The organism is Microvirga subterranea (genome assembly GCF_003350535.1).
Classification (GTDB): Bacteria; Pseudomonadota; Alphaproteobacteria; order Rhizobiales; family Beijerinckiaceae; genus Microvirga; species Microvirga subterranea.
In genome coordinates this window covers 253,191-279,648 of the sequence record NZ_QQBB01000002.1, presented here as the reverse complement: position 1 = coordinate 279,648, position 26,458 = coordinate 253,191, and the positions used below count along the sequence as shown (strand labels likewise).

The 26,458-nt window shown below is 63.5% G+C and carries 22 protein-coding genes; 9 read left to right on the top strand and 13 right to left on the bottom strand.

All coding sequences use genetic code 11. The features are described from left to right. Positions 1-100: 100 nt before the first annotated feature. The gene (locus DES45_RS26000) at positions 101-1,759 is read right to left on the bottom strand and encodes a calcium-binding protein (RefSeq protein WP_114769083.1); all 1,659 of its coding nucleotides are present in this window, start codon (positions 1,757-1,759) and stop codon (positions 101-103) included. A 203-nt stretch (positions 1,760-1,962) separates the two neighbouring features. Between DES45_RS26000 and DES45_RS05995 the strand changes: the two genes are divergently transcribed. After that, positions 1,963-3,204, top strand: coding sequence for a DUF6538 domain-containing protein (locus tag DES45_RS05995; RefSeq protein ID WP_170151405.1), 1,242 nt, complete (start codon positions 1,963-1,965; stop codon positions 3,202-3,204). 146 nt (positions 3,205-3,350) lie between these two features. Here the strand turns inward: DES45_RS05995 and DES45_RS05990 are convergent, their stop codons facing one another. The 5 genes from DES45_RS05990 to DES45_RS05975 all read right to left on the bottom strand — a co-directional run bounded on the left by DES45_RS05990 (position 3,351) and on the right by DES45_RS05975 (position 7,628). After that, positions 3,351-4,076 carry a ParB N-terminal domain-containing protein gene (locus DES45_RS05990; protein WP_114769081.1) on the bottom strand — a complete coding sequence of 242 codons (726 nt, stop codon included), beginning with the start codon at positions 4,074-4,076 and terminating at the stop codon, positions 3,351-3,353. After that, positions 4,073-4,468, bottom strand: coding sequence for a hypothetical protein (locus tag DES45_RS24735; protein ID WP_147282354.1), 396 nt, complete (start codon positions 4,466-4,468; stop codon positions 4,073-4,075). Before DES45_RS24735 ends, DES45_RS05990 begins: the two co-directional genes overlap by 4 nt. Positions 4,469-4,904: 436 nt before the next feature. Next, entirely contained in the window at positions 4,905-5,660 is a 756-nt protein-coding gene (locus tag DES45_RS05985; RefSeq protein WP_342633506.1) for a recombinase family protein, read from the bottom strand. Positions 5,661-5,809: 149 nt separating this feature from the next. Beyond that, positions 5,810-6,541, bottom strand: a complete 732-nt coding sequence (locus tag DES45_RS24730; RefSeq protein ID WP_147282353.1) for a hypothetical protein — start codon at positions 6,539-6,541, stop codon at positions 5,810-5,812. A gap of 235 nt (positions 6,542-6,776) precedes the next feature. Further along, on the bottom strand, positions 6,777-7,628 hold the full coding sequence (locus tag DES45_RS05975) for an AAA family ATPase (protein WP_114769078.1): 852 nt from the start codon (positions 7,626-7,628) through the stop codon (positions 6,777-6,779). Positions 7,629-7,728: 100 nt separating this feature from the next. Between DES45_RS05975 and DES45_RS05970 the strand changes: the two genes are divergently transcribed. The 5 genes from DES45_RS05970 to DES45_RS25995 all read left to right on the top strand — a co-directional run bounded on the left by DES45_RS05970 (position 7,729) and on the right by DES45_RS25995 (position 13,175). After that, positions 7,729-9,015: a cystathionine gamma-synthase family protein gene (locus DES45_RS05970; protein WP_114769077.1), complete on the top strand. Its 1,287-nt coding sequence runs from the start codon at positions 7,729-7,731 to the stop codon at positions 9,013-9,015. Between the two features lie 172 nt (positions 9,016-9,187). Next, positions 9,188-11,032 carry a cation:proton antiporter domain-containing protein gene (locus DES45_RS05965; protein ID WP_114769076.1) on the top strand — a complete coding sequence of 615 codons (1,845 nt, stop codon included), beginning with the start codon at positions 9,188-9,190 and terminating at the stop codon, positions 11,030-11,032. A gap of 75 nt (positions 11,033-11,107) precedes the next feature. After that, positions 11,108-12,283, top strand: coding sequence for a vWA domain-containing protein (locus tag DES45_RS05960; RefSeq protein WP_114769075.1), 1,176 nt, complete (start codon positions 11,108-11,110; stop codon positions 12,281-12,283). A 6-nt stretch (positions 12,284-12,289) separates the two neighbouring features. After that, positions 12,290-12,859 (top strand): hypothetical protein, encoded by a 570-nt coding sequence (locus tag DES45_RS05955; protein WP_114769074.1) that lies wholly within the window; start codon positions 12,290-12,292, stop codon positions 12,857-12,859. A gap of 184 nt (positions 12,860-13,043) precedes the next feature. Continuing rightward, a complete protein-coding gene (locus DES45_RS25995) occupies positions 13,044-13,175 on the top strand; it encodes a hypothetical protein (RefSeq protein ID WP_281024064.1) in 132 nt (43 codons plus the stop codon). Positions 13,176-13,282: 107 nt separating this feature from the next. On the opposite strand, the gene DES45_RS05950 is transcribed toward DES45_RS25995, so the two are convergent. Further along, entirely contained in the window at positions 13,283-13,708 is a 426-nt protein-coding gene (locus DES45_RS05950; protein WP_114769073.1) for a universal stress protein, read from the bottom strand. 15 nt (positions 13,709-13,723) lie between these two features. Continuing rightward, a complete protein-coding gene (locus DES45_RS05945) occupies positions 13,724-14,044 on the bottom strand; it encodes a 2Fe-2S iron-sulfur cluster-binding protein (RefSeq protein ID WP_114769072.1) in 321 nt (106 codons plus the stop codon). Between the two features lie 316 nt (positions 14,045-14,360). Here DES45_RS05945 and DES45_RS05940 point away from each other — a divergent pair, with 316 nt between their 5' ends. Next, on the top strand, positions 14,361-19,130 hold the full coding sequence (locus tag DES45_RS05940; RefSeq protein WP_114769071.1) for an apolipoprotein A-IV repeat region-like domain-containing protein: 4,770 nt from the start codon (positions 14,361-14,363) through the stop codon (positions 19,128-19,130). 176 nt (positions 19,131-19,306) lie between these two features. Here the strand turns inward: DES45_RS05940 and DES45_RS05935 are convergent, their stop codons facing one another. Genes DES45_RS05935 through DES45_RS05920 form a run of 4 tightly spaced genes read right to left on the bottom strand, consistent with a single transcriptional unit; the run spans position 19,307 to position 23,519 of the window. Then, entirely contained in the window at positions 19,307-19,996 is a 690-nt protein-coding gene (locus tag DES45_RS05935; RefSeq protein WP_342633505.1) for an ABC-type transport auxiliary lipoprotein family protein, read from the bottom strand. Positions 19,997-20,024: 28 nt separating this feature from the next. Further along, positions 20,025-21,593 (bottom strand): MlaD family protein, encoded by a 1,569-nt coding sequence (locus tag DES45_RS05930; protein ID WP_114769069.1) that lies wholly within the window; start codon positions 21,591-21,593, stop codon positions 20,025-20,027. Positions 21,594-21,601: 8 nt separating this feature from the next. Then, on the bottom strand, positions 21,602-22,402 hold the full coding sequence (locus tag DES45_RS05925; protein WP_114769068.1) for an ABC transporter ATP-binding protein: 801 nt from the start codon (positions 22,400-22,402) through the stop codon (positions 21,602-21,604). 4 nt (positions 22,403-22,406) lie between these two features. Beyond that, positions 22,407-23,519, bottom strand: a complete 1,113-nt coding sequence (locus DES45_RS05920; RefSeq protein WP_245429765.1) for an ABC transporter permease — start codon at positions 23,517-23,519, stop codon at positions 22,407-22,409. 119 nt (positions 23,520-23,638) lie between these two features. On the opposite strand from DES45_RS05920, the gene dgcA reads away from it, so the two are divergent. After that, positions 23,639-24,622: an N-acetyl-D-Glu racemase DgcA gene (gene dgcA / locus DES45_RS05915; RefSeq protein WP_114769066.1), complete on the top strand. Its 984-nt coding sequence runs from the start codon at positions 23,639-23,641 to the stop codon at positions 24,620-24,622. Here the strand turns inward: dgcA and DES45_RS05910 are convergent. Further along, positions 24,601-25,773: an MFS transporter gene (locus DES45_RS05910; protein ID WP_114769065.1), complete on the bottom strand. Its 1,173-nt coding sequence runs from the start codon at positions 25,771-25,773 to the stop codon at positions 24,601-24,603. The genes dgcA and DES45_RS05910 overlap by 22 nt on opposite strands. Positions 25,774-25,901: 128 nt before the next feature. On the opposite strand from DES45_RS05910, the gene DES45_RS05905 reads away from it, so the two are divergent. Next, positions 25,902-26,453 carry a hypothetical protein gene (locus DES45_RS05905; protein WP_147282352.1) on the top strand — a complete coding sequence of 184 codons (552 nt, stop codon included), beginning with the start codon at positions 25,902-25,904 and terminating at the stop codon, positions 26,451-26,453. Positions 26,454-26,458: the final 5 nt, after the last annotated feature.

Genomic DNA, 26,458 nt, shown 5'->3' with positions numbered 1-26,458 from the left:
AGAATGTCTCTATGACAATACCAAAGGGACCGGAAACGCCTGAGGGCTCCTGCTTCCGACAGTAGGAGCCCTCCTTGTTCATGCCAGTCGAGGGCGCTGCCTAGATCAGCAGAAAGTCGCTGTAGGATATCTTGTCGAGACCTTTCTCGAGCTTTGCGATCTGAACGGCTGCATGATGGCCGCTTCCGTCCTTGTCGTAGAAGACTTTGCCGGTCTTCTTCTCATAACGGATGAAGTCGTTGTGGTCCTTGGCCTTGTTCCCGACCACGAACATACCCTTCTTGAGAGCGCCGGCTTTGCCGATAGGTTTGAAGAAGCTCTTCCCGAGAGCAATTCTGTCCTCGCCGCTCCTGAAGTCGAGAATGGTGTCGACGTCAGCATTCGACTTCACCATGGTGTCGAGCACGAATGTATCGCGACCGCCGCCGCCGAGGAGTTGATCCTTGCCCTTGCCGCCCGAAAGCCAATCGTCTCCAAGACCGCCTTCGAGCCGGTCGTTGCCGTTGCCGCCGGAAAGGCTGTCGTGACCATCGCCCCCGATGATGACGTCTCGCCCAGCCGTGCCAGTGAGATTTCTACTGGCAGGAAGGTCAAGGAAAGCGTCTGGATCCAGCCTGATCGTCTGATCGCTGAAGCGAGCCGATCCTACATTTCTGAGCAGATCGGAGCCATCCTGATTCCCGCGCAGATCGGCGACCGTGAACGTGCCGTCAGCATTTGCCGAGATGCGATAATCCGACCGCGCTCCCGAGAAAACGGCTATGCCACCCCCTACGCCGCCGTCGAGTGTATCGTTACCTTTTCCGCCGATCAGTTCATCGATTCCGGCACCGCCATCAAGGCTGTTGGCACCATCATTTCCAACGATGAGATTGTCGAGATCGTTCCCGGTGAGGTTGATCGCGGCCGTGCCATTAGCGGCCTTGAGGTTCTCGATATTGAAGATCGTCTTCAGCGAGAAGCTGACGGATGCGATGACCGTATCGGTACCGGCGCCCTTCTGCTCGGACGGAAGTTCGAGGGCATCGTCGACGATGAAGGTATCGTCCCCCGCTCCACCGGACATCGTGTCTCGACCGGCGCCGCCATCCAGGATGTTATTTCCTGAATTGCCAGTAATCCTATTGTTCAGAGCATTCCCGGTGCCGTTAATATGGCCATCCCCAGCTAGGACCAGGCCCTCGACATTCGACCCTAGCGAATAGGTGATCGTGGACTCAACGGTGTCGAACCCCTCGTTCTCTGCCTCGACTACCATATCCGACGCGCTATCGATGTCGTAATAGTCGTTTCCGAGGCCACCTATCAGTTCGTCATCCCCACCACCCCCAGTGAGGACGTCCTGGCCACGCCCGCCGACGAGCCGATTGTTTCCAACATTGCCAACCATGAAGTTGTCGGCATCGTTGCCGGTCGCGTTCAGATCGTCTTCACCGAGAAGAGTTAGCCCTTCGAGATTGGCTCCGAGGGTGTAGCCATCGAATGAAACGTAAGCGGCATCGGACGTGCCGCCATTCTGCGTTTCGACGACCTGATCCAGGGGATCGTCCAGGTAATAATAATCGTCGCCGTCGCCGCCGGCCAAGATGTCGGCGCCCAACCCGCCATCGAGCAGATTCGATCCTGCATTTCCGGTCAGTCTGTTCGCAAGATCATTGCCGAGAACGCCGTCGTCGGCCGTTCCCGCAGGCAGTGTATAGTCTAGTTCCTCAGCATCCAGTTCCCATCGCTGTCTGGTGGGATTGTACACGACGGCCATGCTGGCTCCTCCCTTTTAGGAAGATAACCTTATAACCGGGCCAGGAGATTTGCAACTATATTACGAATAAAGCGTTATGCACGGGGTTTAGCGCCCTTCCCGCCGGGCGATGAAGGCGAGCTTCTCGAACAGGCTCACGTCCTGCCAAATGCACGTTGATTTCACTGAGTTTCCTTGTCTCATAAGGAGTTATGCCCTACATATTGCACTACATTCTGCAAACTTTAGGGGAGAAGATGAGAAAGCGGGACCAGCACTTGAAGCTCAGAGGCGATAATTATCATTTCGTCCTGCGGGTTCCTACTGACGTTGCGCCTGTTGTCGGTAAGAAGCTCATTCAAGAGAGCCTCAAGACCAGCAATCTAACGGAGGCACGGCGCAAGCGCGACCAGCTTGAAGCTCACCATAAGGCTCGGTGGAACATCATCCGGGATGCTCTCAAGACCCGCCATATGTCCCCTGAGTTAGCATCGCTGGCTGCGACCATCCGCAACATCCTAGCTGATCTTCCCGATGATGAGGCGACTCTCCGCATTACAGGGAAAATTGCGGAGCAGATTGAAGACCAATTGACGGTGAAAGCTGCGGCGGAGTTCCAAGGGAAGGCGACTGGCGAACTCAAAAGCATGGAGGATGCTGTAACTGAGTTTCTCGCTAGAGCTACGCTCAAAGACAGCACGAAGCGGCTTTATCGGTCGGCATTAAACGTCGTCTGCGACCGCTTTCCCTACATTTCTGACATCGACCGGAAAACCGCTCGGATATTCCTACAAGCTTATGCTGAGACGCATACGCCGAAGGCTATCAAGAACCTTATTGCGGCGGCTTCGTCCCTTTATGCCTTTCATGGGTTTGATCCTTCTGTGTGGAAGGAGCACAAGCTCTATCCAGGCAAGGAGAACACTGATCGTGGGATTTGGACCGATGGCGAAGTTCACAGGCTCATTGAAGCGGCACGCAAGGTTGACCCTCGCATGGCCGATGCACTGACCATTGCCGCTTACACTGGCATGAGACGCCAAGAAATTGCGCAATTCAGGTATGACGAAGCCAAAAACCAGATCGTAGTTGAGGCTGCGTTCTCTAAAACTAAGGATTCCATCCGGCGTATTCCTTGTCACCCTGAGGCGCGGGAGGCTGTCCAACGTTTCATACGTGATCGCCTCTCAGTCCACATGCTGTCCTCACGGTTACCTCAAGTGATTGAGGCGGCGAATGTGGAGAAGGAGATTAAGATAGACGGCAAGCCTCACAAACGGGACTTGCACGCCTTCCGCCATACTTTTGCGTCTAAGCTTGCTGAGGCAGGAGCCGATGAAGCTTCCATCGCGCGGCTTCTAGGTCATGCCCCAAGGGGCGTTACACGCATGTACTCAAACAAGGTTGACCCAGATTCGCTTAGGCCCGCACTTGAGCTACTGAAATATCCGTCCGTTTCGGAATAAATGACTGCTCTTGATACGCGACTAGGCACAGTTGACCGGCTGAAATGCTTAGTCTGTAAGGGATTGAACCTATCCCATGTTATTTACAGGTGTTCATTTTGAACAGCGATAGGCTCAATCCCTTGCTACACAAGGCTTTCACGCCATCAAAAGTCAGGGGCCTCGTACTTCGGTAGAGTCCAGTTAGAGCTAGCCTTCATAGCCTGAATTACTTGCTCCGCATGGCTAATAACTGATCCCCTAGCCTCAGGATCAGCCATAGCCTGAAACGTCTGATAGACCTTGTCTAACCCTCGTATAGCTGGCTCCCTGTGGTCTGAGCCGCTAAACCACTCAGGCTCACCCTTACCCTTAAACTCATCAGTTCCGCCCATTTTACGAGCTATCTTAGGGAAGTCTTTAATCATCCAGTTTCGGATAGTCGTATGTCGTCTACCAATATCCAGCCCTATCTCACGATAGCTCTTATAGTTATTCTTCCCTTTAATATGCTGTCTGGCTCTAATATAAGCCCGGAACACTGATCTAAACTCAGCCGCCTTAAGAGCTAGACCATGCTCTAGATTAGCCTTAGCCGCTATCCAAAGAGCCTCAGCCTCAGTATTCTCAGTGATAATAGCATCAGCTCTTGGAATCCCTATCAACTCCAATGCGGCTACTCTATGCCATCCATCAACAAGGATAAGCACACCGTTGACCAGCGATACCCTGACAGGGTCTATAGTCTTACCTGATCTATAAACCTCAGCGTAACGCTTAATCGTAACCTTATCTAATTTATTACGTACTTGGTAAGCCTGATCTCTAACTAGCTGTGATATATCAACCTGCTTAACTTCAAGATCAACATCATTCACTACCTTCTTACTCATTGAATATCCCCTAAAGCTTGGTGATACTCGGTTAATTCTCTCATCTTCCTTTCGTGGTCTTTCCTCTCAAGTTTAGCCAGGGTCAATCCCGCAGGACCAAAAGCTATAGCCAGTTTCATCCCTAGACGCTCAACAGCTTTCGGGCTGAGTTCTCTATAAGCAGTCTTGGTTCTACCCGTAGCATTATCAGTCCAAGTACCGGCATTAAGGTTAGTCAGACCTCTAACCCTACGTACCATTTGGGTAAGAAAGGCTTTATCACCCTTGATCTTCTTAGGCTCTTGATCCTGAAGAAGATACATAGCCAGCACTGTCTGTACCACGTCCTCAGGTTCAACCGCATTAGATAGCTTAACTAGCTCAAATGCTGTTATTCTATTGTAGTCGGCCATAGGCGTTCCTTTACGCCATCGCTCAACTACAACATTAGCATCGTTGATGAGTGCTACCCATACAGCCTTAAGCTTATTCCAAAGTGCTTTATCCTTATTCTTCTCAATCCTTTCTCTGACCAATTGTCTGTAGATTTTCAGATCGGCTTTGGTGACGGCGTCCTGGTTTAATGCGCCATGCCGCCTCAGCCGCGACCGATGTGAGTGACAGTAATTCCCAAAGCGAGACGCGGCCCTCTTGGTGCATCCCGCAGCCTTACATACGCGATTCAATGTATTCCTCTTCTAGCGCCCATACCCGAAAAGACAGGCGATAGAAGAAACTAACAATTTATAGATTGGCTACTAGAGTTGATTTTATTTTTTTATCATTTAGAAATGTTACCTCGAATAATTACGATAACGTAAGCATCTTCAACACAGTACCTTACATTGGTTACCGATATTGAGCCTCAATCATACGCTTAATACTCATTGCCTGATACGGCTTACCATTAGAACCAACAAAGCCATTAGCCGCTAACTCAGCCGAAACCTCACGTAAAGACCTGCGCTTACCATTCACCGGATAACGATAGAGCTTCTTAGCCAGAGCAACTAGCTCAGGGTTAAGCTCAGCGTGAGACTTACGACCCTCAACCTTGACACCCGTAGCTCTCTTACGGTCACGCGCACCCTTAAGCTTGGTGACAAGCATAGTCTTTTCAAACTCAGAGACGGCACCTAAGACTTGACGGATGAGCTTTGCTGTTGGGGTGTCGTCCTGGAAGGAATCGGGGCTATCAGCGGCAATGAGGTTGATGCCTCGCTCTTTGAGCATGGCGTAACCCGTCTCCTGTACGATCAGATCACGCGCAAAGCGGCTGGCCGTCTCAACGATGATAGTCCTCACGCCATTGGTCGCTATGCCTTCCATCATCGTCGTAAAGCCAGGACGATCCGCAACGTGATCCGCCCCTGATACCGCCTCATCGTAGTAGGAGAAGACGAGTTCGTACCCCGCAGCCCTAGCATAAGCCTCGATGGCCTGACGCTGGCGCTTCTCGCTATCCTTATCCGCCCCAACGTTCGCCGCTGACGAGGTTCTGAGATAGGCCACAGCCTTTGTCTTACCCTTGCTTGCCATAACGTTCATCCCCGTATTTGTATCGATATCCTGAGAAAAAGTTACAGATGGGCCCTTCAAGGTCAAGTCTGGTGAGTGCTCTCCGCAGATCTTTCTAGACCAGAATAAAAGGGCAACAGGACTGGCATGGGGGGAAGCCGTTCCACAAAGGGCCAGCGAAAAGCTTCAGAGATTTTTTCGCCAAATTCCAAGGCGGCATGCAAAACTTAGGTTTATTACTTGCCTCGAATTTCCGAATGTATGTTTTGAATTATGGTTGTGACTTTATAGCCCTCCATTCTGAGAATTTTCTTATAGCCATCTATCTTGCCTACAAAGACGTTGATCTTTGGCGATATTGCAGACATATGATCTATAAATGACTTGTTATTACTCGCAGCGTTGCCGTCCTTATTGTCAATAAGCGCATTGGTGTAAACTCTAAGTTCAATCAAATCATCGGTGTTGTCTAATATCATCGAATATACGTGTATTATCGTTGATTGAAGTTCGCGATCCACTTCGTCGATATGAATCTTGCTCAAAGAGTCACGATTCTTAACTACAGTTTCGCAAAGGTCTCTGGTCGCATAAACAAGACCATAATTGATTTCTTTCAAGTTCGTCTCTTCTGAATACACAATCATTCTATCAAATAGGTCTTTAAATCGACCTAAACTGGCAAGATGAGAGACAATTATAGCCTTAACTTCTAGGGCAATCTGAAGCTTACGCTCAAGTCTTGGAAGATACACTTGTCTCGACGACGCTTGCCACTGCCCGTAGGCGAAACAAGCGGCTGCGATTGCTACAATCACGGTACCGACCGATGAAACCCAATTACGCGCACAAGCTGGAGCAGGATCGGAACCACACCAAGCATTTGCGTCAGTTATGAGGATAATCAGGGTGAGAACGACGATAGCAACCACGAAGGTGATTGCAGGCCACTGGTCTTTGATCTTCACGGCTAGGTCCTAGTCACGTTGGCTCAACGTGCACCCTTGCATCACATTTCCGATGCTAAAACGCACCTACCAGTGCACTTTTCCTCAGGAATTTCTGCTCAAAGCTGTACCATTCACTGTGAGTGCTCCTGCCCAGCCCTGACGCCGTCCAATGTGACCCACAATCTGCACTACAAACTGGACACTAATCACCTTTGAGCGAAATTGCTTTCCACTAAGCAACTCATTGAAATATCTATCTATTTTGGTCTCTTCTAGCAAGGAAGGCCAGCTTCTCGAAGAGGCTCACGTCCTGCTCGTTCTTGAGCAGCGCGCCATGAAGCGGCGGGATCAGCTTGCGGGTGTCGCGCTCGCGAAGCTGCTCGGGGCCGATGTCCTCCGAGAGCAGCAGCTTGAGCCAGTCGAGCAGCTCGGAGGTCGAGGGCTTCTTCTTCAGGCCCGGCACCTCGCGAACCTCGAAGAAGACCTTCAGGGCCTCCTCCACGAGGCGGTGCTTGATGCCCGGATAGTGCACTTCCACGATCCTGGCCATGGTCTCGGCATCGGGGAACTTGATGTAGTGGAAGAAGCAGCGGCGCAGGAAGGCGTCCGGCAACTCCTTCTCGTTGTTCGACGTGATGATGACGATGGGCCGGCGCGCCGCCCGCACGGTCTCGCCGGTCTCGTAGACGTGGAACTCCATGCGGTCGAGTTCGAGCAGCAGGTCGTTCGGGAACTCGATGTCGGCCTTGTCGATCTCGTCGATGAGCAGCACGGGCCGCGTGTCGGACTGGAACGCCTCCCACAGCTTGCCGCGCTTGATGTAGTGGCGGATGTCGGAGACCCGCGGGTCGCCGAGCTGGCTGTCGCGCAGGCGCGAGACGGCGTCGTATTCGTACAGCCCCTGCTGGGCCTTGGTGGTCGACTTGATGTGCCAGGTCAGGAGCGGCGCGTTCAGGGACTTGGCGATCTCCTCGGCCAGGACCGATTTTCCGGTGCCCGGCTCGCCCTTCACCAGCAGCGGGCGCTCCAGGGTGATCGCGGCATTCACCGCCACGGTCAGATCCTCGGTTGCGACATACGACTCGGTACCCGTGAAACGCGCCATTCCGCCCTTCCCTGTTGCTATCGCGACCCTATGACCTGTCGCTGCCTTTCGACAACCGTCTTCATAGGGTAAGCCGATCACAAAAGGAGAGGACCACACCATGGCATATAACCGCTACCACAAGGACCGAATCGGCAATCACAAGCTCCAGCCCGAGACCCTGATGCTAGGCTACGGCTACGACCCGACCCTCTCAGAGGGGGCCGTGAAGCCGCCGGTCTTCCTGACCTCGACCTTCGTGTTCAACAGCGCCGAGCACGGCAAGGAGTTCTTCGACTACGTGGCCGGCCGGCGCGAGCCGCCCCAAGGAGAGGCGGCGGGCCTCGTCTACTCCCGCTTCAACCACCCGAACTCCGAGATCGTCGAGGATCGGCTCGCGATTTACGAGGAGGCCGAGGCGGGCCTTCTGTTCTCCTCCGGCATGTCGGCCATCGCGACGACGATCCTGGCCTTCGCCAAGCCCGGCGACGTGATTCTGCACTCCCAGCCGCTCTACGGCGGCACCGAGACCCTGATCGCCAAGACCCTGGCCAATCTCGGGATTTCGGCGGTCGGCTTCGGGGACGGCGTCGACGAGGCCGGCATCCGTGCCGCCGCCAAGGAGGCGCAGGCCAAGGGACGCGTGTCGGTCATCATGATCGAGACCCCGTCGAATCCGCTCAACACCCTCGTCGACATCGGCTTCATGCGCACGGTCGCGGAGGAGATCGCCTCCGCCCAGGGCCATCGCCCGGTCGTCGTCTGCGACAACACCCTGCTCGGCCCGGTCTTCCAGAAGCCCCTCGGGCACGGCGCCGACATCTCGGTCTACTCGCTCACGAAATACGTGGGCGGGCACTCGGACCTCATCGCCGGCGCGGCGCTCGGTTCCAAGGACCTGATGAAGCAGGTGCGCCTGCTGCGCTCGGCCATCGGCACCCAGCTCGACCCGCATTCCTGCTGGATGCTCGGCCGTTCGCTCGAGACCCTGGCGCTGCGCATGAATGCCGCGAACCGCAATGCCGAGATCGTCGCGGCCTTCCTCAACGAGCACCCGAAGGTGGTGAAGCTGCACCACCTCGCCTACCTGCCGGAGGGCTCGCGCGCCAAGGCGGTGTACGACGCCCAGTCCACCGCGCCGGGCTCGACCTTCTCGTTCGACGTGGCCGGCGGCGAGGCCGAGGCGTTCAAGGTCCTGAACGCCCTTCAGGTGTTCAAGCTGGCGGTCAGCCTAGGCGGCACCGAGTCGCTCATCTCGCACCCGGCTTCGACGACCCATTCGGGGGTCCCGAAGGCGACCCGGGACCGGCTCGGCGTTACCGATGCGACGATCCGCGTCTCGATCGGCATCGAGAACCCGGACGATCTCGTGGCCGACCTCTCGCAGGCCCTGGCGACGCTCGGCTGAGCCGCAACGCTCCGTTCCACCTCTCCCCCGGGAGAGGTGGACTGCGCCTCTGGCCCGGACCCGAAACGGGCAGCAGGCTCAAGCCTTGGGCATCCATGATCGGCTTGCACGGAATCCAGCCTTGCACCGCCGGGCTCGTTGAACCCATGATAGGCCGAATTGGACAGACAGGATGGCCACCGCGATCAACCTGCAGGCGTACCAGGAACCCATCCTGTTCCTGGCGACGGCAGGCATCATCGTTCCGCTCTTCCACCGCCTCAGGCTCAGCCCGGTCCTGGGGTTTCTCGGCGTGGGCGCTCTGCTCGGCCCCTACGGCCTCGGCCGGCTGGTGCCGGAGCATCCGTGGGTCAACTGGATCACCTTCACGAACCCTGAGGGGACCTCGCATCTCGCCGAGTTCGGAGTCGTCTTCCTTCTCTTCACCATCGGCATCGAGCTCTCCTGGCAGCGCCTGCGCACCCTGCGCCGGATGGTCTTCGGCTTCGGCTCGCTCCAGGTCGCTCTCTGCGCGGTCGCGCTTGGTGCGATTGCCTTCACCTCCGCCGGGAGCATCACCGGAGCGGCCGTCATCGGGCTTGCCCTCGCCCTGTCCTCCACGGCGATCGTGATCCCGGTCCTGGCCGAGCAGAAGCGCCTGAACAGCACGGCGGGGCGCGCTAGCTTCTCGGCCCTCCTGTTCCAGGACCTTGCCGTCGCGCCGATCCTGTTCACGATCGCGGTGCTCGACACGAGCCAGCCGGAGGTCACCCTCTCGTCCTTCGCCTGGGCGCTCGTCTACGCCGCCCTCGCGCTTGCCGGCATCGTCGGCCTCGGGCGCATCGTCCTGCGACCCTTCTTCCAGCTCGTCTCGGCCACCAAGAGCCCCGAGATCTTCATGGCGGCCTGCCTGCTCGTGGTGCTGGTCACGAGCCTCGTGGCGGCGGTCAGCGGCCTGTCCATGGCGCTCGGCGCCTTCATCGCCGGCATCCTTCTGTCCGACACCGAATATCGCCGGGCCGTGGACGTGACGATCCAGCCCTTCAAGGGCCTGCTCCTCGGCGTATTCTTCGTGTCCGTCGGCATGAGCCTCGACGTGTTCCACTTTCTCGAGGCGCCATTCACGATCCTGGCCGTGGCGGCCCTGCTCATCACCGTCAAGGGCGCCATCATCTTCGCCCTCGGGCGGCATTTCGGCCTCAATTCGGCGGAGGCGGCGGAGACCAGCCTTCTCCTGGGACCGGGCGGCGAGTTCGCCCTCGTGATCCTGGGCAGCGCCATCCTGGCGGGCCTCGTGCCGACCGGGATGGGTCAGGTCCTGATGCTCGTGACGACGCTGACGATGATCGCAATCCCGATTCTCGCCCGCATGGGCCGGAACCTGAGCCGCCGGATCGAAAGGCGGCGCCCGCCGGACGCCGCGGTTGCGGTGCCCCCGCCCCTCGACGAGGTGGGCCGCGTCATCATCGCCGGCTACGGCCGCGTCGGCCAGCTCGTGGGCGACATGCTCGAGCGCCACAAGGTCCCCTACCTGGCCATCGACATGGACCCGGTCCGCGTGGCGGCGGAACGCAAGGGCTCGAAGCCGGTCTTCTTCGGCGACGGCTCGCACCCGGACTTCCTGCGGTCCTGCGGCATCGACCGCGCGCTCGCCCTCGTGATCACCCTGGATACCCTGAGCTCCATCGAGGCGGTGGTGACGGCCGCCCGGCAGGAGAATCCGGAGATCACCATCGTGGCCCGTGCCCGGGATGCCCGCCATGCGGTGCAGCTCTATGATCTCGGGGTGGACGATGCGGTGCCGGAGACCATCGAGGCATCGCTGCAGCTGAGCGAGGCGGTCCTGAGCGACATCGGCGTTCCCATGGGGCTCGTCATCGCGTCGATCCATGAGCGGCGCGACGAGTTCAGGACGATCCTGCGCAGCAGCAACCGCAAGCGCGATCCCGAGCGGGCTCAGTTCCATGCCCGGCGCACGATCGGGAAATCGACGGCCGCGGCGCCCGCGGCCGAGCCCGTCAATCAGGCCAGAAGCTGAACGGACAGACCGGATTTCATTCGGCTTGACGGCTTTGTGGCTTGACCTGGAAGGCGGTTGCCGGACATTGACCCGATGTTCCTCACCCTGTTCACAGAGCTGCGCGCGGCCAAGATTCCCGTTTCCTTGCGGGAATACCTCTCCCTGCTGGAAGCGCTCGACCAGGATCTCGCCGACAAGAGCGTGGAGGAGTTCTACTACCTCTCCCGCGCCTGCCTGGTGAAAGACGAGCGGCACTTCGACAAGTTCGACCAGGTCTTCGGGCATGTCTTCAAGGGCATCGAGAACCTGGCGCAGGCGCTCGGCACGGCCGAGATCCCCGATGAATGGCTGCGCAAGCTCGCGGAGCGCTACCTCACCGAGGAGGAGAAGCGCCAGATCGAGGCGATGGGCTGGGACAAGCTCTTCGAGACCCTCAAGGAGCGCCTGAAGGAGCAGAAGGGCCGCCATCAGGGCGGCAGCAAGTGGATCGGCACCGCCGGCACCTCGCCCTACGGCGCCTACGGGTACAACCCGGAAGGCATCCGCATCGGCCAGGACAGAAACCGCAATTTCCGGGCCGTGAAGGTGTGGGACAAGCGCGAGTTCAAGGATTTCGACGACGGCGTGGAGCTCGGCGTGCGCAACATGCGCATTGCGCTCCGGCGCCTGCGCCGCTTCGCCCGCACGGGCGCGCCGGAGGAGCTCGACCTCGACGAGACGATCCACGAGACTGCCCACAAGGGCTATCTCGACGTGCGCCTGAGGCCCGAGCGCCGCAACGCCGTGAAGGTGCTGCTCTTCCTCGATGTGGGCGGGTCGATGGACTGGCACATCCAGGCCGCCGAGGAGCTGTTCTCGGCCGCGCGGCTCGAGTTCAAGCACTTCGAGCACTTCTATTTCCACAACTGCGTCTACGAGCATGTGTGGAAGGAGAACCGCCGGCGCTTCGACGAGAAGATCCCGACCCTCGACGTGATCCGCACCTACGGCTCCGACTACCGGGTGGTCTTCGTGGGCGACGCCTCGATGAGCCCCTACGAGATCATGGTGCCCGGCGGCTCGGTGGAGCACTGGAACGAGGAGCCCGGCCAGCTCTGGATGCAGCGCATCGTCGATCACTTTCCGAGGGCGGTCTGGCTCAACCCGGTGACGAAATCCCACTGGGGCTATACCCAGTCGATCAACCTCATGCGCCAGATCTTCGCCGACCGCATGTATCCGCTCAACCTGGAAGGCATCGATCAGGCGATGCGCGAACTGGTGCGCTAGACACGAATGACCCAGACCTACGAGCACAATCCCCGCCCCGTCGGCGGGCCGGTCAGCTTCACCCTCAAGGGCGGCGAACTCGTCGTGGATACCGGCCGCAAGGTTCACCAGGTGCGGCTCGGGGCCGTCGAGTCCGTGCGCATGGTCTACGAGCCCGGCCGCTTCGGCCAGAAGGCCTATCGCACGAAGGTCCGGATGAAGGACGGCAAGACCTTCTCCTTCACGTCCGTCAGCTGGAAGAGCATGATCGAGGCCGAGCAGCGGACCGACGCCTACCGGGCCTTCGCCCAGGCCCTCTTCTCGGCGATCGCGCAAGCCAACCCGGATGCGCGCTTCGAGGCCGGAAAGCCCTACTGGATCTGGCTGTCCACGACCCTCCTGGCCGTCGCGTCGCTCCTGGCCATGGCGATCCTGATCTGGCGCGCCTTACAGATGGGATCAACCAGCGTCGCCTTCCTGGGCGGCCTCTTCGCCTTGGTGGGGGTCTGGCAGATCGAGCCGATGGTGCGCCTCAACAAGCCGCGGCCCTTCCGCCCCGACGCGCCGCCGCCGGAGCTCCTGCCGGGCCAGCCCTGAGCGCAACCGTAGCGTGACGGGCCGCTGCGTCACCCCCGCCGATTCCGCGAAGTCATTGCGATTATTGCGCAAAACCGTCTTCGTCAGGGCAGAATTCCCATTGACGGGTCTGGCCGCGCCCATATTGTAACATTGTTAAGCTTCGGCCCCTCCGGGCCTGGGGCTCCAGCAAAGGGAAACGGCTATGAAGATCAACATGCTCGTCAAGCTCGCGCTTGCGTTCGCCCTCATCGGGTCGGCGGTGGCCGGCACCATGATGTTTCAGAAGGAAGAGCGAATCGTGCTCGCGGGTGACCCGACCCAGTGGAAGCGCTGACCGAACGCCCCGTTCGGTCACGTCACTGAACCGACTTCACGGCCGCGGCACATCCCTCTTGCCGCGGCTTTTTCTTTACGCCTCGCGTTTCTCGAGGCCGTGCTCCGTCAGGTGCGGACCACGAGCACCGAGCACCGGGCATGGCGCACGATGGTCGAGGCATTGGAGCCGAGCAGGTAGGTCGCCATGGTCGGCCGGTGGGAGCCGATGACCACGAGATCGGCGCCGGTCTTCTCGGCCTCGTCCAGGACCTCATTGTAGATGGAGCCGAGGCGGACGACCGCCGAGACGCGCTCGGCCGGCAGGTTCACGGTGGAGGCAAGTTCCGCAAGGGTCTTCTCGGCCTCCGCCTGCTGCTCCTCGTCGAAGGCCGGCGGCATGAATTCCATATAGGTGACCGGCACGACCGGCCGGACATAGACGAGGCGCAGCGTGCCCTCGGCGCCGTTGGCGAGTTCCACGGCCTTGTCGATGGCGGGCTTGGCGGCCTCGACCTCGGCAAGGTCGACGGGAACGAGGATCGTCTTGAACATGGGGAACTCTCCGGATCAGCCTTGGCGGATGGGCGTGTGAACGACGAGGCCGTCCAGCTCGGGCCTCACGCGGATCTGGCACGACAGGCGGGAATTCGGGCGGACGTCGAACGCGAAGTCAAGCATGTCCTCTTCCATCGGCTGGGGCTGGCCCGTGGCCGCCTCCCACTCCTCGGCCACGTAGACATGGCACGTCGCGCAGGAGCAGGCGCCGCCGCATTCGGCCTCGATTCCCGGAATGCCGTTGCGGATCGCCGTCTCCATGACGGTCGAGCCCTCCTCGGCGTCGACGGTGCGGGCGGTGCCTTCGGCATCGATGAACGTGATCTTGATCATTGCGGACCTCTAACTGACGGCGGATATTTAAGCGAAGGCGCACAGGAAGACGAGTGACGCACGCAGCCCGCCGTCTTTTTGCCTCAATTTCCCCGGCACCACTGGTTACCGACCCGTTAACGACGTTCGCAAGTGGCAGGGGACATCGGGTTCCCTTCATACAGACCGGCCGCTAAACTCGTTTGGTAAATAGTAGATTACCATACGGAACCCTTCTGGGAGGGTTCCGGATCGGGTTGGGGCCACGCGTTTTCCATTTTCCGTCAATGGGATACGTCCAGCTGCAACCTTCATCAGTTGCGTCACGAGGCAGATCATGGCGATCGAGAAGAAGAAGATCAAAGATCCGGCTGAGGCGGCCCTTTCGGCCGTCGAGCAGGCGCTCAATCTCGAAGACACCTTCGCGATCCAGCCGCCCGGCCGGTCGGACGACAACGCTTCTCGCGGGGAGCCCCGGCTGCCCGACATCGACGACCATGACTTCACCAGGGGCCCCTTCGGGATGGACCCGGATGCGTCCGACGAGCGCGAGTCCAAGCCCGCCGCCCGGTCGGACGAGACTCCACGCCCGTTCGTCGCTCCCGACCGCGCCTCGGTGGCCAACGACGACCGCCAGAACGTCGGGGTGATGCTCCAAGCGCTTCAGGTCCGCCCCTCGGGTCGGCCCTACAATGTCGCGACGCTCCTCTCCCTCGTGTGGATCGGCGCAGCCGTCGCCTACGTCTATTCCCTCGGCATCACGACTCCCGACCAGCTTCTGGCCACCTTCACGCCGCGCCAGCTCGGCATCGGCGCCGCCCTCCTGCTAGGTCCCATCGTTCTTCTCTACATCGCCGCGATGCTCACCGTGCGCTCGCAGGAGATGAAGCTCGTCGCCCGCGCGATCAGCGAGGTCGCCGTGCGCCTCGCCCAGCCCGAGAGCTTCTCGACCGATGCGGTCCTGTCCGTGTCGCAGGCGGTGCGCCGCGAGGTGGCGGCCGTCGGCGACGGCGTGGAGCGCGCGCTTGCCCGCGCCGGCGAGCTGGAAACCCTCGTGCGCAGCGAGATCGCGACGCTCGAGCGCGCCTATTCCGACAACGAAATCCGCATCCGCTCCCTGGTGGACGAGCTCGTCACCCAGCGCGAGGCCATCGTCACCAACGCGGAGCGCGTCCGCGGCGCCATCACGGGCGTCCATCAGAGCCTGATCCAGGATCTCGACGAGGCGGCCGAGCGCGTCGTGTCGAGCGTCACTGGCGCCGGCGAGCGCGTGACCGTCTCCCTCGATCAGCGCGGCGAGCAGATCACCCAGGCCCTCGGCCGCGCCGGCGAGCGCGTCGTCGACGAGATGGCGAGCCGCGGCGTCGAACTCGTGGAGCGCATCACCGGCACCAGCGAGGAGATCAAGCAGGGCATCGCCGAGGTCGGCACCACCATCACGGGTGCCCTGGAAAGCAAGGCGCAGGACATCACCGGCGCATTCGAGCGCACCGGCGACGTGCTCACCCGTCACCTTCAGGACGGCGCGAGCCAAGTCACCCGCACCCTGGCCGAGACCGGCCGCGGCGTCATCGACGCCCTCGCCCAGCAGGGTAACGACGTGCGCGAGGCCTTCGAGCAAACGGCCCGCACCCTCGAGGACAGCTTCACCCAGCGCGGCAGCGAGATCACCGAGAAGCTCGCCGCCACCGGGGGCGTCATCGCCGACGACATCTCCGCCCGCACCGCGGACCTGCGCGACCAGATCGCCGCGGCCGGCGCGACCGTGAGCGAGGAGCTCGTCGCCCGCGGCACGCAGCTGCGCGAGGAACTCTCCTCCACCGGCACCTCCATCGTCGAGGAGCTGACCACCAGCGGCGGCGCCATGCGCACCGAATTCGCCGTGACCGCCAACGCGCTTCTGACGGATCTGTCGACCCGCGGCACCGTGGTGCGCGACCAGATCGCCTCGACCGGAATCGAGATCGCGGACGTGATCGTCGCCCGCAGCACGGCCCTGCGCGAGCAGCTCGCCGCCACCGGCAACGAGATCGTCGGGGAGATCACCCAGCGCGGCACCGAGGTGCGTGAGCATCTCGAAGGCGCGGTGCGCCTCGCCGACGAGGCGATCGGCACCCGCGTCGAGGACCTCGCCAATCGCCTTGAGACGGCGAGCCAGCGTGTCAGCGAATCCGTCACCGTGCAGGGCCAGGCTCTGGAAGCCAGCCTTACCGAGGCCGGCGACCGGGTGGCCTCGCTCATGGGCTCCAAGGTCGAGGAGTTCCAGTCCGCCATCGAGAACCGCAGCCAGGAATTCTCCGAGACCCTCGCCCGCCACACCGACGAGGCGCAGCTCAACCTCGCCACGACCGGCAAGGGCATCGTGCTGGCCATCGCAAGCCAAGGCTCGCGCGTCAACGAGGCCCTCAACCGCACCGCCGAGACCGTCGATACCCGCGGCCGCGAGATGGAGGAGACCCTCGGCACCCGCCTCGCCGCCTTCGAGGACGTCATGCGCCGCGGCGGCGAAGTGGCCGAGCGCATCTCCAACGACGTGGGCAGCCTGACCGAGACGATCAGCGGCCGCTTCGAGGAGATGGACCGTCTCATCTCGGTCCAAGGCAAGACCATGGCCGAGTCCTTCGGCGAGCGCGCCCGCGAGGCCACCACGGCCATCGAGACGCAGCTCTCGGCCCTCGAGGAGCGCGCCTCCCGCCGCGCGACCGAGATCACCGCCAACTTCGACACCATCGTGGAGCGGGTCGACCAGACCCTCGGCGCCCGCGCCGCGGCCCTCAACGAGGCCCTGGTGGTCCGCACCGGCGAGATGGCACGCGTCATGGCCGAAGGCGGACGCGACGTCGCCAACTCGCTCCAGGCCCGCGTGGACGAGATCAGCCAGGCCATCACGGCCCGCACCGGCGCCATCGCCGAGACGATCTCCGCCAAGGCCGAGCAGATCGGCGAGGCGCTCGACGCCCGCGCCACCGCGATCAACCGCATCCTCAGCGACCGCGCCGGCGAGATCACGGAGACGCTCGGCGCCCGGGCCTTCGAGATCAACCAGACCCTCGGCACCCGCGCCGAGGAGATCGCCTCCACCCTCGACCAGCGCGTCACGAGCTTCGAGGATCGCGTGGTGAACCGCCTCGACGGCGTCGCCGGCGCGATCGAGGAGCGCGGCCAGACGGTGCTTGCCTCCCTGGGCGGCCGGATCGACGAGATCCGCGGCCTCTTCGACAACCAGGGCACGGCCCTCGTGTCGAGCCTCGACGAGCGCGGCGCCTCCCTCGGCCGCGAGGTCACGGCGATCAGCGAGACGACGCTCCGCGCCCTCGAGGAGCGCAGCAACGCCATCGTGACGAGCCTGCAGGACCGCAGCAGCACCATGCTGTCGGCTCTCCAGGAGCGCACCATGGAGCTCTCCGCCGCCTACGCGCAGTCCACAGAAGCCCTGCGCAGCTCCATCGACGTCACCACCAGCCAGGCCGTCGAGACCCTCGTGGGCACCAACCAGCGCCTGCGCGGCGAGCTGTCCGACGTGCTCGACCGGCTTCAGGAGGCCAACCGCCTGCTCCAGCAGGTCGCGGCGAGCGCCAGCGGCAACCTGGGCGCCATCGAGGAAGGCCTCGGCGGGCAGGTGCAGCAGATCCAGAGCCTTCTGGCCGAAGTCGCCGCCCAGACGAGCCAGGCCTCCGCTCAGGTGGGCGACCAGGTCGAGGCGCTGCGCTCCGTGTCGACGGGCGCGATCCAGCAGGCCTCCGCCCTCGCGGGCAGCCTGGAGGCGCGCGGCCGCGCGCTGACCGACGCGACCCGCGAGCAGATCCAGACCCTCACCGAGGCCGCCGCGGCCCTGGAGCGGGTCGAGGCCCGCATGGACGTGGCGCTCAGCGGCCGTCAGGAAGCCCTCAACGAGCTCCTGACCCGGATCAACGACCGTTCCCAGGAGCTGGAGACCGTCACGCGCACCTTCACGGCGCTCGTGGAGGGTTCCCTCCAGAGTGCGGAAGGCAAGGCGCGCCAGATCGGCACCGTGCTGTCCGAATCCGCCCAGGCGACGACCCGCGCCATCGGCGAGCAGTTCGAGATCATCCGCTCGTCGACGGGCCAGGAAGGCGAGCGCACCGCCGCCGCCCTGCGCACCGCCTACGAGCAGGCCGCAGCCGAGATGGCCGAAGCCCTCAACAACGCCACCACCAAGTTCCGCGACACCATGGGCGAACTGCGCGGCATGACCGGCCAGATCCAGCGCGAGCTGGAGAACACCCGGGCGGAACTCCGCCGCGGCGTGGTCGAGATCCCGCAGGAGACTCAGGAGACCACGGCCAACATGCGCCGCGTCGTCGCCGACCAGATCAAGGCGCTCAACGAGCTGTCGGCCCTGGTGGCCCGATCGAGCCGCGGGGTGGACGCGGTTCCGGCCGCACAGCCCCAGGCCCGTCGCGTGAACGAGCAGCCCTCCGTGGCGGCTACCATGGCAGCCGTCGCGGCCGCGGTCGAGCAGCGGGTCGCGGCTCCTGCCCCGACGCCCGCCCCGGCTCCGGTGGTCGCGCGCCAGGTCGAGGCCCGGACCGTCCAGGCCCCTGCCCCGGCTCCCGCACCGACCGCTCCCGCGCCGGCTCCGGCCCCGGTGCGCCAGGCTCCTCCGGCGGCCGAGCGCCCAGCCCAGGCGCCTGCTCGCGACCCCGGGATGCGCGGTGGCTGGCTGTCGGACCTGCTGAACCGCGCCTCGCGCGAGGACGAGCCCGCCCGCGGGCCGGCCAAGCCCGACCGCTCTCGGCTCAACAGCCTGGAATCGCTCGACTCAATCTCGGTCGATATCGCCCGGATGATCGATCACGATGCGGCCGTGGAGCTCTGGGACCGCTATAAGCGCGGCGAGAGCAACGTGTTCACGCGCCGGCTCTACACGATCCAGGGCCAGCAGACCTTCGACGAGATCCGCCGCAAGTACCGGTCGGATGAGGAGTTCAAGCAGACCGTCGACCGCTATGTGGACGAGTTCGAGCGCCTGCTCGCCGAGGTCTCCCGCGACGACCGCGACTCGATGCTGACGAAGACCTACCTGACCTCGGAGACCGGCAAGGTCTACACGATGCTGGCCCACGCCAGCGGCCGGTTCGACTAAGGGACTCTGGGAAACTTTGACAGATAATGGGGCCGGCTCAGCACCGGCCCTTTCCTTTTTCCGCCTCACCCGGCTTCTGCTGAGCGGTCGGAGCTGAGCCCGGGACGTCCCTGACGCGCAAACGAAAACGCGGCCAGAAGGCCGCGTGTCATGACCAACTCATTCCTGACGGTTGACTACGCCGGCGGCGTGCCGGCCGTGTTGCGGCGCTCCTCCCCGCCCGGGAGAGTGCTGGCCGTGGCGGCGGGATCCTCCCGGCGCGGGAGGCGGCTGCCGCTCACCCAACGGACGATGTCGAGCATGGCGACCGACAGGGCTTCGTCGAGGCCGCGGGCGGCGTTCGCCGCATCAACGGAGGCGACCGGGGCGCGGGCGCGGAAGATCCGCCCGTTGACGATGCGGCCGTTGGAGTCGTTGACGATCTTGACCGAGATCTCCACCACGGCCTCGTTGCTCGGCGTGGCGATCTCGAAGCTGCGGAGCTCCGAGATCAGCTGGACGTCCGCCACCGCGCCGCTGCTGGGGCGTGACACGCCGCGGATCTGGGAGGCGTTCTCGAAGGTGTTGATGAGCCGGGTCTGAATCAGCCGCGGCAGGTTGTCGGCCCACTGGCCGCCGCCGAGGAACGAGATCGCGCCGCTCGCATCCTTCACGATGATCTGCTGGGTCGAGAGGGTTTGAAGAGCGGCCGGCTCCGCCACCAGCACCTGAACGCCGGACGATCCGCTGATGCGCGAGGTCGGCGCCGACAGGTCGTAGGTCGTCGGCGCGGGTCCGGACGAGCAGGCGCCCGCCAGGGCGGCGAGAACCAGCGCGGGCGCAACGCGCCGCAGCGGACCGACCCGATCTATGGGGGAGGATGGCACTGTGGATCCAGACATACTGATAGGGAAACTAACGGCGGCCGTTATATTCGGGGAGGGATGAGCGTCCCCCGAACAGAAACTGCTGTGGATTACGCTCGATGCTGCGCACCGCGCGGCTGATCTCGCCGAGGGTCCTGCGGCCCTCGACCGCGAGGGCCTCATATTCCCGCAGACCGGAATCGGTGAACCGCCCCACCCCCGTCAGGATGCCTTCGGTGCGCTGGTTCAGGTTGTCGGCCAGCTCGCGGACGGAGACCGCCGCCTCGCGGATCTGGTCGAAGGCCCCCTTCCCGGACTCGCCCGAGGCCGAGCCCAGGAAGCCCTCGGCTCCCTTGAGCACCGCATCGATGCGGTCGGCCGACTTGTTCAGCTTCTCGGTGATCGAGCGCGCCTCCTGGATCGCCTTGTCCACGTCGGGGCTGCGGCGGGCCAGGGTCTGGGCGAAGGTGTCGATGCTGTCGACCGTACGGCCGACCTTCCGGGAATCGATCGCCTTGGCGAGGTTGTTGATCTCGTTGAGGGCGCTGTCGAGCTTCGGGGCGGAGTCGTTCAGGCGGCCCACGAGGCTCGCGGCATCACGTAGCGCGTTGTCGATGGCCTGCCGATTCTGGGCCAGGGCCTTCGTGAACTCGTCCGTGTTCTGGACGATGCTGGCGACGCGCTGGCTGTCGATGGAGCGGACCACCTGATCGATGTTGTCGACCGTGCGGCCGACCTTTGCGGGGTCGATGGTCCGGGTGATGGCCGAGAGGTCGTTGAGGGCCGCGTCGAGCTTGGGCGCGGCCTCGTTGAGGCGGGCCGTCAGGCTCTGGGCGTCCCGGAAGGTGTTGCTGATCGCCTCCCGGTTGTCGCCGAGCGCCTGGGTGAAGCTTTCCACGTTCTCGACGATCCGCGTGACCCGCTGCGGCTCGACCGAGCGGACCACCTGATCGAGGTTGGTCGCGAGGGTCTCGAGCTTCTCGGCGAGCGGCCCGACTTTCTCGGCCGCCTGACCGACCTGGGCCAGGAAGCGGTCGATGCCCTCCGCGTTTTCGCCGAGCGCCTGGGAGAAGCGCTCCACGTTCTGCACGGTGCGGTTGATGCCGCCCTCGTTGTCCGAGATCACGCGCCCGACCCGTTCGAGCACGTCGTCGGCCCGGCGGGCGATGTTGCGGGCGGTCTCGATGAGGTCCTGGAAGTCCGAGCGGTCGGCGAAGATGGTCGGCAGGGGCTGACCGGGCCCGGCCGCCAGCGGCGGGGCGCTCGGCTCGCCGCCCGAGAGCGCGATGGTCGCGACGCCGGTCAGGCCCTGGTATTCGAGGCGCGCGCGGGTGTCGGTGCGGATCGGGGTGCTGTTCTCGACCTGCACGATGGCCATGACCCGGCGGGGGTCCTCGGGCAGCAGGCTGATGTCCGTGACCTCACCGACCCGCAGGCCGTTGAAGGACACGGTGGAGCCCTTGGACAGGCCGGACACGGAGCCCGAGAACACGATGCGGACCGTCTGCCGCGCCTGGCCGCGATCGCCCCCGGAGAACCAGTAGACGAAGCCGAACGCCGCCGCGATCACCGCGATGGTGAACAACCCGATCAAGGCGTAGTTTGCACGCGTTTCCATTGCAACCCTTACGCGCCGCTGGCCATGGCCGCACGAGCCCGTTTCCCGTGAAAATAGGAGCGGATCCAGGGATTGTCCGATTCGAGCAGCGTCTCGATCGGCCCCTCCGCCAAAATCTTGCCCTCACCCAGAGCCGCGATCCGGTCGCAGACCGTGTAAAGGCTGTCGAGGTCATGGGTTACCATGAATACGGTGAGGCCTAAAGTCCTCTGCAATGTCGCAATCAGCTCGTCGAACTCGCCCGCGCCGATGGGATCGAGACCCGAGGTCGGCTCGTCCAGGAAGACGATGTCGGGATCGAGCGCAAGCGCGCGGGCGAGCGCCGCGCGCTTGATCATGCCGCCCGAGAGTTCCGACGGCAGCTTGTCGGCCGCATCGGGCTTGAGGCCCACCATCTCGATCTTGAGCATCGCCAATTCGTCGAGAAGCCGCTCCGACAGGTGCAGGTATTCCCGCATCGGCACCTGCACGTTCTGCTTCACGGTGAGGGCCGAGAACAGCGCGCCCTGCTGGAAGAGCACGCCCCAGCGCCGCTCCAGGAGGCGTCGCTCCGAAGGGGAGAGCTCGTCCAGGTTCTGGCCCAGCACCTCGATGGTGCCGGCCCGCTTGGGCACCAGGCCCAGGATGGTCCGGGTCAGGACCGACTTGCCCTGGCCGGAGGCGCCCACGAAGCCGAGGATCTCGCCGCGATAGACGTCGAGGTCGAGGCCCCTGAGGATCGTCTTCTCGCCGAAGCCGACCTCGACGCCGCGGACGCGGATGACGACCTCCCGGTTCCGGTCGATGGGGGGATGAACGCGGTCGAGCATCGTGTCAGTACCTGATGGCCGCAAAGAACATGGCGAAGAGGCCGTCGAGCACGATCACCATGAAGATCGACTTCACCACGGACGAGGTCACGTGGCGGCCGAGGGATTCGGCCGATCCTTGCACCGCAAGGCCTTCGAGGGTCGCGATGATCCCGATCACCAGGGCCATGAAGGGCGCCTTGATCATGCCGACCATGAAGGTGTTGAAGCTCACGGCGGCCCGCAGGCGCGAGAGGAACACGTCCGGGCTCACGTCGCCGTAGAGCCAGGCGGTGACGCCGCCGCCCGATAGGGCCGCGATGGATGAGATGAAGGTGAGGAGCGGCAAGCCGATCACCAGCGCCAGGACGCGCGGCACGATCAGGACCTCGATCGGGTCGAGGCCCATGACCCGCAGGGCGTCGATCTCCTCGCGCATCTTCATGGAGCCGATCTCGGCCGTGAAGGCAGAGCCCGACCGGCCCGCCACCATGATCGAGGTGAGCAGGAGCGCCAGTTCGCGCAGGATCAGGATCCCGATCAGGTCGACCACGAACGGCGTCGCGCCGAACCGCACGAGCTGGAAGATGCCCTGCTGGGCCACGATGCAACCGACCAGGAACGAGATCAGCACGATGATCGGGACGCCCCGGTAGGCGATCTGCTCGAGCTGGTTGATGACGGCCGTGCCCCGGAAGCGCCGGGGATTGACCACGACCCGGATCAGGGCCGAGACGAGCTCCCCCAGGAACGCGATGCCGTCCACGAGGTCCCGGCCGGCGCCCGCCACGCTCTGGCCCACGTCGACCAGGAAGTCGACCGCCTTGGAGCGGCGGGGCTTCGCCTGCTCCTGGAAGCCCCGATAGGCCACCTCGTCGAGGAGGATCTGCTGCTCCTGGCTCGCATTGGCGAAGTCGGCCCCGAGATCGCGGGAGCCGAGCTCGTGCCGTGTCCGGTCGAGCACCCAGGCGCCCAGGGTGTCGAGCCGCCGGACCTGGGCGAGGTCGAGGATCATGTGGGACTGGTCGGCCTCGGCGGCGATTTCGGCCGCGAGGGACTCGACCATCTCGGCGTGCTCCGAGGTCCAGTGGCCGGCAAGCCTTGCCGTGACCCTGTCTCCGCCACGCTCGATTTTCACTTGCGGCTCTTGAGCCAAGGTGCTCTGCGCCACGATGATCCTTCCGGCACTGATTCCGCTTGGTGATAGCGTGTTGCTGCGCCACAAGTCGAGCCGAAGTTGTGGAGAAGCATAAGAGAATGCGTAAGCTCGAGGTCACGATCGATCGCTTTCCCATCGCGGGGAAATTCACGATTGCGCGGGGTTCGCGCACCGAGGCCGTTGTGGTCACCGCCACCATCACCGAGGATGGCGCCGTGGGGCGCGGCGAATGCGTCCCTTACCCCCGCTATGGTGAAACGGTGGAAGGCGTGGCGGCCGCCATCGAGGCCCTGAGGCCGCAGATCGAGGCGGGCCTCACCCGGGAGGCGCTTCAGACCACCATGCCGGCCGGCGCCGCCCGCAACGCGGTCGACTGCGCCCTCTGGGACCTCGACGCCAAGCGCTCCGGAATCCGGGCCCACGTGACGGCGGGAGTGAACCGGTGGCCGCCGGTGACCACCGCCTACACGATCAGCCTCGACACCCCGGAGGCCATGGCGGAGGCCGCCGCGAAAGCCTTGGAGCGGCCGATCCTCAAGGTGAAGTTCGGCGGGCCCGGCGGGGATCTCGAGCGCATCGCGGCCGTGCGCAGGGCCGCCCCGGAGGCTACGCTCATCGCCGATGCCAACGAGGGCTGGACCGAGGAGACCATCGGGTCGCACCTCGCGGCCTGCGCGGATGCGGGCTATGCGCTGGTGGAGCAGCCCCTACCTGCGAAAGAGGACGAGTTCCTGCGCGGCATCGCCCGCCCGGTACCGATCCTGGCGGACGAGAGCGTTCACGACCGGGCCGGGCTCGACCGGCTGGTCGGCCTCTACGACGTCATCAACATCAAGCTCGACAAGACCGGCGGCCTGACCGAGGCGCTGGCCCTCGCCGACGCGGCGGAAGCCCTGGGCTTCTCCCTCATGATCGGCTGCATGGTGGGCACCTCGCTCGCCATGGCGCCGGCCCTGATCCTGGCGCCCCGCGCCCGCTTCGTCGATCTGGACGGCCCTCTCCTCCTGGCGAAGGACCGGGAGCCGGGCCTGACCTACGAGGGCAGCATCGTCTATCCGCCTCAGCCTGCCTTGTGGGGCTGAGGCAGGAACCGCACTGCGATCAGGGTGAGGATGAAGCCGATGGCGCCCAAGGGCGCCATCGCGGCGAAGACCGCGGCCCCTGCCTCCCGATAGATTAGGCCGCTCGCGACCGTCGAGAGCGCCATGACCAGGGCCGCGAGCGAGCCATAGACCCCTTGCGCCCGCCCTCGGGCGCCGGACGGCGCGAAGGCCGCGAGCGCCGCCATGGTGCCGAGATGGGTCGCCCCGAAGGACAGGCTGTGCATCGCCTGCAGGACGAAGGTCAGGCCGAGGCCCGGATTGAGCGACATGACCGCGAAGCGAACAGCTGCGGCCGCCGATCCGACCAGGACCAGCCCGACGCCCGAGTGCCGGCCGACCGCCTGGCCGAGCATGAAGAAGACCAGGATTTCGGCGACGACCCCTGCGGCCCAGAGATACCCGATGGTGGAATCCGAGAAGCCCTGGCTGCTCCAGTGGATGCTCGCGAAGGCATTGAGGGCTCCGTGCGTCCCTTGCGTGAGGGATGCCGCGACGAGGATGAGCCAGAGGACTTTCGGCAAGGATGGCGAGGCGGGCGTCTGCCGGTCTGCGCCTGTCGTCTGCCCCTCCGGCGCCTCGCGCGGCACCGCCGAAAGGGTCGCCGAGATCCCGAGGATCGGGATGAGCGTGAGCGCGACGATGACCGCACCCGCCCCGAAGCCCCCGACGAGATACCCGGCCGCGATGTTGGCCAGGAAGAAGGCCACGGACCCGCCTCCCCTGATCCAGCCGTAGTTCAGCCCGCGCTGCCGCTGGACCGCGTTGGTGACCACGAGATCGTTGGCGGGGATGACGGCTGCCTGAGCGACGGCGACCATGGCCACGATGGCCATGATGGCGATGCCGTCGTCGACCATGAGAAGCAGGGGGAACCCCAGGATCTGGCCGAGATGGCTGAAGAGGAGGAGACGCCGGGCCCCGAAGGACCGGTCGGCGAGGATCAGGAGCGGCGCCGAGACGAGGATCCGGACAATGATCGGGATGGCGACCACGATCCCGATGACCGTGGGCGGGAGCACCTTGCTCTGCAGCCACAGGGGGAAGAACGGGAGGTACACCCCGGTGCTGACGAAGCTCGCCCCCTGGAGGGCGCCCAGGCGGAAGCCGAGACTGCGCGCGGGCCGGGTCACGGGACGGACACCGAATCGAGGTTCATGGAACGGAACACGGTGAAAATACCGTTAAGGAAGGGTTTGGAGGGGTTGAGCTGTCCGGGGCTTTCGACACAATGGGAATCGCGAACCCCGCGGAAAGGGATATGTCTACCATGACGGATCAGGAGACGCGCGTCACGTTCAGCGATGCTGACTTCGACGCCATCGAGGCGGCCGTCATGGAGACGGAACGCGGACGCTGGTTCCTGCGCGAATATGCCAGGCGCAACCGGAATGCCGACACGGAGGCGGTCCTGGCGGAGCTCCGCCGGTTCGAGGAGGCTGCCCGCGACGACGAAACCGCGCGCCGCCTCGCGCGTATCCAGGAGAGCCTCCGGGCCATGGCGACGACGATCGCCCGCACGAAGGGCGAGGTCGGGCTCCTGCCGCGCCACCGCGGCCAGGACGATCTCGGCGACTTTCTCACTAACGGCGCGCCCGAATCCGAGGAGGAGTTCGAGGCCTGGGCCGAGCACCGCATCCGCCGGATCATCCAGACCCTGCGCTATGTCGAGGGGCGCGTGCAGGAGATGGTCGCGGTCTCCGCGCCGGAACAGCAGGCTCCGGCCGATGAGAGGTCCTCCTTTCCGGAGACGCGCCCAGTGACCGAGGAAGCCACGGTCCATCCCGGCCCGCACCCGTCCTTCCTGATGTGAAGCGA

What these genes read in the sequence shown, in the direction of transcription:
- DES45_RS26000 (WP_114769083.1), bottom strand. Translation starts at nt 1,759, where the DNA reads ATGGCCGTCGTGTACAATCCCACCAGACAGCGATGGGAACTGGATGCT.
- DES45_RS05990 (WP_114769081.1), bottom strand. Translation starts at nt 4,076, where the DNA reads ATGAGTAAGAAGGTAGTGAATGATGTTGATCTTGAAGTTAAGCAGGTT.
- DES45_RS24735 (WP_147282354.1), bottom strand. Translation starts at nt 4,468, where the DNA reads ATGGCCGACTACAATAGAATAACAGCATTTGAGCTAGTTAAGCTATCT.
- DES45_RS05975 (WP_114769078.1), bottom strand. Translation starts at nt 7,628, where the DNA reads ATGGCGCGTTTCACGGGTACCGAGTCGTATGTCGCAACCGAGGATCTG.
- DES45_RS05970 (WP_114769077.1), top strand. Translation starts at nt 7,729, where the DNA reads ATGGCATATAACCGCTACCACAAGGACCGAATCGGCAATCACAAGCTC.
- DES45_RS05965 (WP_114769076.1), top strand. Translation starts at nt 9,188, where the DNA reads ATGGCCACCGCGATCAACCTGCAGGCGTACCAGGAACCCATCCTGTTC.
- DES45_RS05960 (WP_114769075.1), top strand. Translation starts at nt 11,108, where the DNA reads ATGTTCCTCACCCTGTTCACAGAGCTGCGCGCGGCCAAGATTCCCGTT.
- DES45_RS05955 (WP_114769074.1), top strand. Translation starts at nt 12,290, where the DNA reads ATGACCCAGACCTACGAGCACAATCCCCGCCCCGTCGGCGGGCCGGTC.
- DES45_RS25995 (WP_281024064.1), top strand. Translation starts at nt 13,044, where the DNA reads ATGAAGATCAACATGCTCGTCAAGCTCGCGCTTGCGTTCGCCCTCATC.
- DES45_RS05950 (WP_114769073.1), bottom strand. Translation starts at nt 13,708, where the DNA reads ATGTTCAAGACGATCCTCGTTCCCGTCGACCTTGCCGAGGTCGAGGCC.
- DES45_RS05945 (WP_114769072.1), bottom strand. Translation starts at nt 14,044, where the DNA reads ATGATCAAGATCACGTTCATCGATGCCGAAGGCACCGCCCGCACCGTC.
- DES45_RS05940 (WP_114769071.1), top strand. Translation starts at nt 14,361, where the DNA reads ATGGCGATCGAGAAGAAGAAGATCAAAGATCCGGCTGAGGCGGCCCTT.
- DES45_RS05930 (WP_114769069.1), bottom strand. Translation starts at nt 21,593, where the DNA reads ATGGAAACGCGTGCAAACTACGCCTTGATCGGGTTGTTCACCATCGCG.
- DES45_RS05925 (WP_114769068.1), bottom strand. Translation starts at nt 22,402, where the DNA reads ATGCTCGACCGCGTTCATCCCCCCATCGACCGGAACCGGGAGGTCGTC.
- dgcA (WP_114769066.1), top strand. Translation starts at nt 23,639, where the DNA reads ATGCGTAAGCTCGAGGTCACGATCGATCGCTTTCCCATCGCGGGGAAA.
- DES45_RS05905 (WP_147282352.1), top strand. Translation starts at nt 25,902, where the DNA reads ATGTCTACCATGACGGATCAGGAGACGCGCGTCACGTTCAGCGATGCT.